The 10,571-nt window shown below is 41.5% G+C and carries 9 protein-coding genes; 3 read left to right on the top strand and 6 right to left on the bottom strand.

Going from position 1 to position 10,571, the window contains the following annotated elements:
• The 4 genes from JWQ85_RS21365 to ribD form a co-directional block, all read right to left on the bottom strand.
• The coding region (locus tag JWQ85_RS21365) for a hypothetical protein (protein WP_299471617.1) at window positions 1-1,411 on the bottom strand (1,411 nt) is incomplete at its 3' end.
• 66 nt (window positions 1,412-1,477) lie between these two features.
• Window positions 1,478-2,092 (bottom strand): YigZ family protein, encoded by a 615-nt coding sequence (locus JWQ85_RS21370; protein WP_299471619.1) that lies wholly within the window; start codon window positions 2,090-2,092, stop codon window positions 1,478-1,480.
• A gap of 9 nt (window positions 2,093-2,101) precedes the next feature.
• The gene (locus JWQ85_RS21375; RefSeq protein ID WP_299471621.1) at window positions 2,102-2,959 is read right to left on the bottom strand and encodes a DMT family transporter; all 858 of its coding nucleotides are present in this window, start codon (window positions 2,957-2,959) and stop codon (window positions 2,102-2,104) included.
• A gap of 10 nt (window positions 2,960-2,969) precedes the next feature.
• Window positions 2,970-4,022, bottom strand: a complete 1,053-nt coding sequence (gene ribD, locus JWQ85_RS21380) for a bifunctional diaminohydroxyphosphoribosylaminopyrimidine deaminase/5-amino-6-(5-phosphoribosylamino)uracil reductase RibD (protein ID WP_299471624.1) — start codon at window positions 4,020-4,022, stop codon at window positions 2,970-2,972.
• Window positions 4,023-4,055: 33 nt separating this feature from the next.
• Between ribD and prmC the strand changes: the two genes are divergently transcribed.
• Complete coding sequence (gene prmC / locus JWQ85_RS21385) at window positions 4,056-4,928, top strand: peptide chain release factor N(5)-glutamine methyltransferase (protein ID WP_299471626.1); 873 nt, start codon at window positions 4,056-4,058, stop codon at window positions 4,926-4,928.
• Window positions 4,929-5,163: 235 nt separating this feature from the next.
• On the opposite strand, the gene xerD is transcribed toward prmC, so the two are convergent.
• Entirely contained in the window at window positions 5,164-6,069 is a 906-nt protein-coding gene (gene xerD / locus JWQ85_RS21390; protein ID WP_299471628.1) for a site-specific tyrosine recombinase XerD, read from the bottom strand.
• A 40-nt stretch (window positions 6,070-6,109) separates the two neighbouring features.
• Here xerD and aroQ point away from each other — a divergent pair, with 40 nt between their 5' ends.
• Window positions 6,110-6,532, top strand: a complete 423-nt coding sequence (gene aroQ / locus JWQ85_RS21395; RefSeq protein WP_299471630.1) for a type II 3-dehydroquinate dehydratase — start codon at window positions 6,110-6,112, stop codon at window positions 6,530-6,532.
• A 65-nt stretch (window positions 6,533-6,597) separates the two neighbouring features.
• Window positions 6,598-9,159 (top strand): mechanosensitive ion channel domain-containing protein, encoded by a 2,562-nt coding sequence (locus tag JWQ85_RS21400; protein WP_299471632.1) that lies wholly within the window; start codon window positions 6,598-6,600, stop codon window positions 9,157-9,159.
• A 270-nt stretch (window positions 9,160-9,429) separates the two neighbouring features.
• On the opposite strand, the gene JWQ85_RS21405 is transcribed toward JWQ85_RS21400, so the two are convergent.
• On the bottom strand, window positions 9,430-10,571 hold a 1,142-nt coding region (locus JWQ85_RS21405), incomplete at its 5' end, for a glycosyltransferase family 2 protein (protein ID WP_367186270.1).

Genomic DNA, 10,571 nt, shown 5'->3' on the forward strand with positions numbered 1-10,571 from the left:
TTTGCACGTGCAAACCTGAGCAAGGATCATATAGTACTGCATAATACTCGCCTGTCGAATTGATCTCGAGCGTTTTATTGCTCTGATTGGCCAGCTCCTGCCCGTTCTTATACCATTGTATACTGGCGTTTGTATTAATAATATAAAAATTCGCCTTGGCTGGAACGCCCGGGCACAGATCTAAGGTGCTTTTGTCGGAAGGCTGACCGTCAAAAGTGATGGCTTTTATGGTTTGATTTTGGTCGAAGTAATTTGTGTAATCGGGCCTTAGCAAGTACAAGCCATCAGTAGCGCCAACCCAAACGCCGTTTTCGCAATAATCGATTATTGAATATGTATAGGCACTTGTTGGCGTAGCATTCACATCAATATAGTTGATCTTTTTATTACCCAAGCCATCATAGTGATAGAATTCGTATTTGGGTAATATTTGCTGCGGATAGAACTTTGAATTACTTATATATAAACCTTCATCGGTAGCTACAAGCATATTTTCGCGCACGTTTGAAAAATCAAATGACGTTAACCCTAAAATTGAAGATATTTGATTGATATGGTTATTCTCCAGATAATGATTATAGCCATAAAGAGCCGGGTTTTGAGAATTATTCCACTTGTTTTGAAAAAGACCTTTTTCGGTAGCCCAGTACTGATTGCCATATATACCAAAATTTGTAGAATAATACTCCAAACCGCCATTGTAATACATCGCCTTTAACTGGCTGCCAAACATTTGTGGTTCCAGGTAGATATATCCGACATACATAGATTGGTAAACTGTGCTCAATACCGGGTAACAATCTTCCTGAAACAGCCATGTTAAATCTTTTTCATTATGAAATAGCATAACATTTCTATAAGTTGCCACTTTTACCAAAAATTTTGTCTGCTCGGTTTTTAGAAGGCGTTTGGTAGTGGTATAGTAATAATCGGTAGCTATATTAGTACTTATCATAAGTGTAGGCCCTACCAGGTGATTGCCATCGGCGTCATAATTGTCGTACATACTGTGGTGAAAACCGATGGCACTTACTTGCCCCCTTAAACCTTCGGCGCTTGTAATGGTAGTTATAGTGCCATTGGTATATCGTATTATCTTGTCAGCCTGGGCTATAAAAACCTCATCTCCAGAATTTCCAGCCACATCAATAATGGGCAAATTATTATATGCTGCAAATTTTGAGGTGTAGTCATCAATCACTAAAGTCTCGCTGTTAATGCGATAAACTTCACTGTTCTGCGTTAGCACCCACAGATAAGGGTCATTAAAATCGCGTTTTACTTTGATGATGTTTTTTCCGGCAAGAAAAGTATTGCTTAGGTGAAAATCTATATCCTGTTGAGCATAAGCTATTTGAAAAACGAAAAGGAATAGCAGTAAAAATAACGGCTTAAAAAATCGGGCGGACATCAATATTGTGAAAAGTTGCCTTAAATATAAGGCGCAATAACTGTTAAAACAAGCGTCTATGTTGTATCACCCACTATAATTATAAACCGCTTTTACACCGCTCACTTTATTTAGCTTACTCATCACCTGCTCCACCTGTGTTTTACGGACGGAGAATTTTATCTGGCAGTTCAGCTCCGATACCTGCTCTAAGATCTGCAGCTGGTCATCTTTAATAATACGCATTACATCGTTCATCTGTACATAATCAAAGGTGATGGTGTAGATATCATTTACCGTCTTCTCTATCACCTGTGCTGTATCCAGCGCTATCTCGGTAGCGGTTTTGTAGGCGTTTATCAGTCCAGGTACGCCCAGTAAAGTCCCGCCAAAATAACGGACAACCACCACCAAAACATTGGTGATATTGCGGGATAGCAAAGTATTCAGTATTGGCCTGCCTGCTGTGCCCGATGGTTCGCCATCGTCATTTACACGAAAAACGGAGCGGTCTATCCCCAGCCTTATCGCCCAGCAATGGTGGTTTGCCTTTGGGTGTTCAGCCTTTAAATTTGCTACTATGGCTTTTATATCATTATCAGAAGTAACAGGATAGGCAAAGCCCAGGAACTTGCTGCCGCGATCGCGGAAAATGCTTTCAACGGGTTGGGCGATGGTTTTATAAGTATCGTCAAATAACATGCAGCAGAATCAGGAAATGGTAATTACTACAATGGCTATAACCGCCAACGCTACGCCTACTTTGTTCAGGATGCTTAACCGTTCGTTAAACACTACAAGGCCAACAAGCGTACCCAAAGCAATCACACCAATATTCATAGCGGAAAATACAGTTGAGGGGCTTTTTGACAAGGATGTATGTGCTTTTAAATAAAACAGGATGTTTCCAAAATTAGCCACACCCAGTATCCAGCCAAACATAATATGCAGCCAGGAGAACTTTGTCTTCTTTGTGAGCACCCTAAATATCAGTACAATTAAGGCAATAACAAATGCCAGTGTGTATATCAGGAAAAGCGAAGTGGTGTATGGAACTTCTTTAAATAAAGCAACTTGTTTAAACAGGATATCAATTATTCCTATCCCAAAAAACACGATCAGCAGGAAGATCCACGCGTTTGAATAAACCTTGCGGTTAGCCGTTTTCTTTTGCCACGGTATAGAGCAAAGTATAGCCGCGAAACCAATTACAAGCCCAATGATTTTTAGCTTGTTCAAACTATCGCCAAATATTAAGAACGAGGCCAGCAGCGGGATAAACAACGAAAGCCTTTGTGCAACATCGGTACGCACAATACCAGCTATCCTGACCGATATAGCCATCACCATAAACAGTAGCGGTAACAATATCCCCAGGCCTAAGTAAATATGCACCGGCGCATTTTGCAGGCTGGGTATAGTGGGTTTAAAAAAGAACCAGGTAAGCAGGATAGCCATCGAATAGTTCCATGTAATGGCCTGAAAAACATCTATCTGATAGCGTTTGGCAAGTTTTAGCAATACGGAAACGATAACGCTGCAGCAAATACTTAAAAAAACGTACAACATTTATTATAGGTTATATAGGTAGATTTGTAAAGATCTGTAAACTATTTGCGCCCACTGCATATTCACCGGTATTTGTACCGCCTACAACCGGCGCTTTAATACCATCGTTTAAAACAGATGGGCCGGTAAAAATACGTGCTTCATCCCATAAACCGGCATCAATAAACGAGTTTAGTGTATGTGCACCACCCTCAATAATTACCGACTGGATATCTTGCAAATACAACTGGAACAGAATGTACTGTGGCACAAATCGATCAAAGTCTTCCAGTGCAATGTACTTGTTCTTTCCGTCAATATCTGTTTTTATCGCGTTAAATATCAACGTTTCAACAGATTGGTCAAACACGTTCAAAGTTTTATTTAACTCCAGCCGGCGGTCTATCACCACACGTTTTGGCGATTTCCCCTCGGCGTATCGTACGTTTAACTGCGGGTTATCGGCCAGCACGGTATTCTTGCCCACCAATATGGCATCTTCTTCGGCACGCCATTGATGCACAAGTTTCCTTGCTTCGGGGCCGGTTATCCAATGCTGCGTGCCATCTGCCGGGGCAAAAAAGCCATCAGCAGTTTGCGCCCACTTTAGTATGATATATGGCCTTTGTTTTTGTACACGGGTAAAAAAGCGACGGTTTAGCCATTGGCACTCCTTTTCTAACACCCCTATAGTTACTTCTATACCTGCGGCCTGCAGTTTTTCAATACCTTTTCCATCCACCTGCGGGAACGGGTCGCGGCAGCCAACCACTACTTTTGGGATCTGATGTTTAATGATGAGATCTGCACAGGGTGGCGTTTTGCCATAATGCGAACAGGGCTCTAAGGAAACATATATGGTAGATTGTTTCAATAGATCGACATAGTTATCATACCTGTCTGTCACTATTTTAACGGCATTTACCTCGGCATGTGCTTTACCGTATTTTTGGTGATAACCCTCTCCTATTATTTTATCATTATGAACTATTACAGCGCCAACCATTGGGTTCGGACTAACCGAGCCTGCACCTAAAGCAGCCAGATCAAGGCAGCGTTGCATATATATTTCATGTAATGCCATTGTGCAAAAGTAGGTTTTATGTTACTTTGTTGCATGAAAACTATTAAGGATGTATTCCTGTCCTTTCAGCAAGGCCTAAATAAGGTGTATGATACCCGTGAGATAGAGGCGATTGCGCTATTGGTGCTGGAAGAAATTACAGATATGTCCCGCGCCAAAATAAAGGCTTTCCCCGAAGATGATGTACCCGGCGAGGCTGCTGAAAAGATCCAGGGCATCCTTGAAGAGCTTAAAACCGGCCGACCTGTACAGTATATTTTAGGCAATACCGAATTTTACGGTCTTAACTTTTTGGTAAACCCCGCCACACTAATACCACGACCCGAAACGGAAGAATTGGTAGAATGGACTCTTTCTTCAGTTAGCAGTTTGAAGTTGGCAGTTGGCAGTAGCGTATCAATCTTAGATATTGGAACAGGTAGTGGTTGTATTGCCATCAGCCTGAAAAAGAACCTGCCAAATGCAAAGGTTACTGCTATAGATATATCACCCGAAGCTTTACATACCGCTAAACAAAACGCTGTAATTAACGACGTTGAGGTTGAGTTTATTGAACAGGATATACTGAATACAAAATTCGAAATTGAACATTCGAAATTCGAAATAATTATCTCAAACCCTCCATACGTTACCCTTATTGACAAAGCCCAAATGCACCAAAACGTAACCGGCTTTGAGCCGCACACGGCGCTGTTTGTACCGGAGAATGATCCGCTGATCTTCTATAAAGCCATTGCTGATTTCGCGGTTAAACAACTGTCTGAAAATGGCCTGCTGTTCTTCGAGATAAATGAAAATTTTGGTAAAGAAACAGTTGAGCTACTAACTGATAAAGGATTTACTGACATTGAGTTACGTAAAGATATGAGCGGCAGGGACAGGATGATGAAAGCGGTGAAAGTTTAATCACAAACTGTCATTTCGAACGAGGTACGAGGAGAAATCTTGTTCGAAATGCAAAGTCACTACCTGTCAAATGAACAAGATTTCTCACTATCGTTCGAAATGACAGTAAACCTGCACGTCATTGCGAGGAACTAAGCAATCTCTTTAGGATAATTATACATCTTGCATAAACAAATGCTTAAAGAGATTGCTTTGTCGCTATCGCTCCTCGCAATGGCATGGTTTTTAAGAAACCCTAATTCCTCGGATGAAACTCTATTATCGTACTCTTTAAATACTCTCTGTCCAGGTGGGTGTAGATCTCTGTGGTGGTGATGCTTTCGTGGCCCAGCATTTCCTGTACTGCACGCAGGTCGGCACCGCCTTCTACCAAATGGGTAGCAAAAGAATGCCTGAAGGTATGCGGACTAATGGTTTTCCTCAACCCAGTTAATTCTGCCAGTTGTTTTATCAGCATAAAAATGTAAACCCGGCTCAGCCTGCTGCCCCGGCGGTTTAAAAATACCAGGTCTTCTTCTCCCTTTTTAATCTCGATATGCACACGTACCTGCTCTATCCAAATCCTTAGGGCTTTTATGGCTTCGCCACCAATGGGTACTAATCGTTCCTTACTTCCTTTACCGGTAACCTTTATAAATTCGACATCTGACCTAAGAAACAAATTAGAGAGCCTCAATTCAGTTAACTCTGATACCCGCAAGCCGCAGCCATACAAAATCTCTAAAATGGCTTTATTACGTGTCCCCTCGGGTTTAGACAGGTCAATGGCGGCAATCATTTTATCAATATCATGAATGCTCAGTGTATCCGGCAGTTTGCGCTGTATCTTGGGTGTTTCTAACAGTTCAGATGGGTCGCTGGCTATCAGGTCTTCCATCAGCAAGTATTTATAAAAGGCTTTTATACCCGATAATACCCGCGATTGTGTGGAAGGTATCATCCCTAATTCATTTGCCCAATTGATAAAATTACGCAGATCGGTAAGGGTGAATTTATCGGGAGATAATTTAGTTTCCATCGTATCGGCGTACTGGTAGAGTCTTTGCAGATCGCGGCTGTAAGCTTCAATAGAGTTAGCAGCGAGTGATCTTTCCAGTTTCAGATAGGTTTTAAACCCTTTTATTGCCGATGGCCAGTCCAATTGATTTTAGTTTTAATGTTTTATAGCTAAGTTTGAACAAATGAATATACAAATTATAAACGGGCCAAATTTAAACCTGCTTGGCGTACGCGAAAAATCTATATATGGCAGTGCCGATTTTGAAAGCTATCTTGCCCAATTGCAGCAACACTTTACAAACATCACCATTAATTATTACCAAAGTAATATTGAAGGCGAAATTATAAATAAACTGCACGAAGTTGGCTTTAGTTATGACGGTGTTGTGCTGAATGCCGGTGCTTATACCCACACTTCTATTGCTATTGCCGATGCTATTGCGGCTATTAACACCCCAACAATTGAAGTGCATATTTCTAACGTGTATAAACGGGAAGAATTTAGGCACCACTCTATGATTGCCAGTAGCTGCAAAGGCGTTATAGCTGGCTTTGGCATGCACTCGTACAGGTTGGCTATTGAAAGCCTGCTGCTGAAATACTAAATCTAAAAACCATACGTCTGAAATTTGGTTAAACCCCAGATTGAATATTCGAAATTATCCCCTGCATGAATAAAGTATTTAAAATAAGCTCCCTTTTACTACTGATACTTACTTTTTTCGTAGCGGATGTTTCGGCGCAATCTAAACGGAAGCCCCAATCTGTACGCGATTCGTTACGCAAAGCTATCCTGCGACGCGATTCTATGATGCGCACCTTTAAAAAGTCTGATACCTCTATCAATAATTTATTGCAAAAGGTAGAGTATTATACTTCTTCATTTAATCAGATAAAAACCAGTCTGTCGCGCAATATTGATACAGTGGAGATCAGCCAAAAGCTACCTTCTTTTGAGACCCGTATCAGTCTGATCAAAAACCTAATAGATGACGACCGCTCGAGTACCCTGCGCTACCTTTACGCCATACGTGATATTTTAACCCGCAGCGATGATCAACTGGATATATGGCAGGATAAATTAGCTGATATAAACTCCAAACTGGTACAAAATCAAAACGAGCTGGCATCAATGGAAAAGGATTCGTCCTTAAAAATTATCCCTGCCGATAGCAGCCTGCTCACCACCTACCTCATCCAAAAAATAGCTATTGATAGCAAGCATAAACGGTTGGATACCACCAACAAAAAGCTGTTACTTAAAATTGGTTTGCTGCAAAACCGTACCTCATCAGTTTACATTTCCTTGCTGGATCTTAAAGATCAGATAGATATTAAGATCAGGGAGTTTAGCATTCAGGCCCTTAGTGATGAAAATGACAGTATCTGGGAAATGGATGCCAATACCGAAAGCACTTTTAAAACAGCACTGACTAAAACGGTGAGCATGAATACCAAATTGCTGAGGTTTTTTATAACCCGCGATCCGCTTATTCACTTTACCGGTTTATTGGTTTTTGTATTGTTTCTTAGTTGGCTATATGCCAATAGACGCAAAGTTTTAAAGGTTAAAGAATCCCCCGAATCGGTATTTAACCATGCTAAATATGTATCGCTTTATCCTATTGCATCTGCTGTAATTATCACTTTCGCTATAGTCCCCAATTTTTATGACCATCCGCCGGTTATTGTGCAGGAGCTGTTTTTTATTGTACTGATACTGGCCATACTTTATCTGGTTAAGAAAACCTGCCCGCAAGCTTTATTTAAATACCTGCACCTATTATTTTGGCTGGCAGTTGTTTATAGCTTTAGTAACCTGTTTGTTGAGGTATCAAATACGGATAGGGTTATTGTATTGTTACTGTCGCTTATTACTACTATCGTCAGCATCCGTTTCTTTACTCAGGTTAAAAAAGCCCCCGAAGATTATCTGCCATATACCAAAATCATACTACAGATCTTTATCGGCTTACAGGGAATAGCCTTTTTATTTAATGTATTTGGCCGGGTTACCCTATCAAAAATTGTTGGCGTTACCGCTATATATAACTTGTGGCTGGCTTTAGGCATGTATTACCTGGTGCAGGTAATTATGCAAAGCCTGTTTTTGCAACTGGAGGCCAACAAAAGCAGCAATGGCCTAAGCTCGTTCATTGATTTTAAACTGCTGCAGAATAAGTTCAGAAGTATTTTAACTATCCTGGCAACTGTGCTGTGGCTGATAATGCTTACCCAAAACCTAAGTATTGAAGATGCGGTATTCACCTATCTGGAAAAATTCCTGACCGAAAGCCGCAGCCTTGGCGGTACAAACACCAGCTTTACGTTCCAGAGCATCATCGTATTTATAGCGGTTATATGGCTGTCATCAGTGGCGGCAAGGATCATCAGTTACCTGTACGAGGTAGCGGGCAAACATGCTAACGATATCGACGTGCTGAAAAAGAAGAACCGTACTTCTACCCTGCTGATAAAACTGGGGGTATTTGCAGTAGGCTTTCTGTTAGCTGTAGCCGCCTCGGGTTTCCCGCTGGATAAAATCACCATTATCATAAGTGCCTTTGGTATAGGTATTGGTTTTGGCTTGCAGAATATTGTAAATAACCTGGTATCGGGTTTAATACTGGCCTTTGAAAAACCGATACAAATAGGTGATATTATAGAGGTAGATAACCGGTCGGGTACTATTATGGAAATCGGGATTCGTTCCAGCAAACTGGCTACCAGCGATGGTGCCGAAGTTATTATTCCAAACGGTGACTTGATATCGCACCATGTAATTAACTGGACACTAAGCAATAATAATCGCCGGATCGAGCTGATCATCAGTGTAGCTTATGGATCAGATATTGAAAAAGTTAAAGCATTATTAACCGATCTGCTATCTACCCGGGACGAGATCATGGATAACCCTGCTCCATTGGTATTTGTACATAACTTGAATGAGAGCTCGGTTGATTTCAGGCTGTTATTTTGGGCTGCTGATATTGGTACTTGGTTATCGCTTAAAAGTAACGTGCTGACTGATATTTATGCCGCATTTGATAAGGAAGGCATCGAGATACCATTCCCGCAACGCGATCTGCACCTGAGGCTTACCAAACAACAAGAGGAACTGTTTGAAAAGAACAAAAAAGCATCAGCAGAAGAAACTAATGCACCGCTTACCGACACCAATGATACCGACCTTCCGGATGACGGCATAGTCCCAACAGCGCCAGACCGATAAATAATAGAAATATTTATCTCTCGCCCTTGTTGGTGTCCTCACCAACAAGCCGCCATGCATCCGGGCTGTGCAATTGTAAATCGTCCTAAAGGTTATTGGTTTGTAATCCGTTGGCTAAAGCCAACGGCAATGATAAATAGACGTGATTTTAATAAGTTCCTATTCATTGCCGTCCCATTTATGGGACGGATAGAGAAACCAGATAGTGGGCTTTAGCCCAAACCCCAATTTTCGCCACTTAAGGAGATTGGGCTTCTTAGCGAGAAACAATTAATGCAGATCCTTCTTCTCCAGATCGGTAAACTTCGTCTTCTTATCGATAAAGAAATCCCAAACCAAACTGCGGGAGTATGTGCCGGTAAGGTGCTGTGTTTTTTGATTGGAAACTATAGCCCTATAATCTTTTGACTTTTGACTTTTAACTTTTGACTTTGAAAACAGCTTCCTTACAAAGTTTTGATGCGCGCGGCTTATAGCCCAGGCATCTTTACGTTTACCCTCCATCAAAAAGCGGGACAATGCTAACAGATCCATAAAAAAACGAAGCGTGATAACCCAAAATGCCCGCCAAAACGGTAGGTTATTCTTTAGCAGCAAAAGATTATTGCGGAAGTTAAGGTATGTTTTAAATGGATTTTCGGAATTAAGCGTACCACCACCAACATGGTAAACAACAGACTGCGGGCAATACATCACTTTGTATCCCATGTTTTTTAATCGCCAGCAAATGTCAATTTCTTCCATGTGGGCAAAAAAGGTTTCGTCGAAGCCACCGGCTAAGTCCCAGCAACGCTTTTTAATGAACATTGCCGCGCCAGTTGCCCAGAATACCTCGCCGGCTTGCTCGTATTGGCCTTTATCCTCCTCTATTTCGTAGAATATCCGCCCGCGGCAAAATGGATAGCCAAATTTATCTATAAAGCCACCTGCGGCGCCTGCGTGCTCAAAATGATCTTTCTGGTGAAATGATTTTATCTTGGGTGCGGCAGCGGCTATCTGCACATCGCTTTCCATTAGCTCAATAACCGGTTGGATCCAGTTTGGTTCCACCTCAACATCAGAGTTCAGCAGGATATAGTAATCAGCCTCTACCTGTGCCAGTACCCGGTTATAACCGCCGGTAAACCCATAGTTCTCTTTATTTTCTATTATCCTGATAGATGGATACCTGCTCCGTAAAAATTCAAGGGATTCGTCTGATGAGCCATTATCGCCTACCACAATATCCAAATTGGGATAAGTAGAGGCTAATACCGAGGGCAAAAAGTCGCGAAGGTACTTGATGCCGTTCCAGTTTAATATTACTACGGCAACTTTAGGTGTGTTCATCATTTGTTTATATCCTCCGGTCTGTATTTCCACCTGCGGTGGCTCCACAGCCAATATTGAGGTTTTTCTTGTATTAGTTTTTC

Source organism: Mucilaginibacter sp. (assembly GCF_028288105.1).
Classification (GTDB): domain Bacteria; phylum Bacteroidota; class Bacteroidia; order Sphingobacteriales; family Sphingobacteriaceae; genus Mucilaginibacter.

What these genes read in the sequence shown, in the direction of transcription:
- aroQ (WP_299471630.1), top strand. Translation starts at nt 6,110, where the DNA reads ATGAATATACAAATTATAAACGGGCCAAATTTAAACCTGCTTGGCGTA.
- JWQ85_RS21375 (WP_299471621.1), bottom strand. Translation starts at nt 2,959, where the DNA reads ATGTTGTACGTTTTTTTAAGTATTTGCTGCAGCGTTATCGTTTCCGTA.
- JWQ85_RS21400 (WP_299471632.1), top strand. Translation starts at nt 6,598, where the DNA reads ATGAATAAAGTATTTAAAATAAGCTCCCTTTTACTACTGATACTTACT.
- JWQ85_RS21370 (WP_299471619.1), bottom strand. Translation starts at nt 2,092, where the DNA reads ATGTTATTTGACGATACTTATAAAACCATCGCCCAACCCGTTGAAAGC.
- prmC (WP_299471626.1), top strand. Translation starts at nt 4,056, where the DNA reads ATGAAAACTATTAAGGATGTATTCCTGTCCTTTCAGCAAGGCCTAAAT.
- ribD (WP_299471624.1), bottom strand. Translation starts at nt 4,022, where the DNA reads ATGGCATTACATGAAATATATATGCAACGCTGCCTTGATCTGGCTGCT.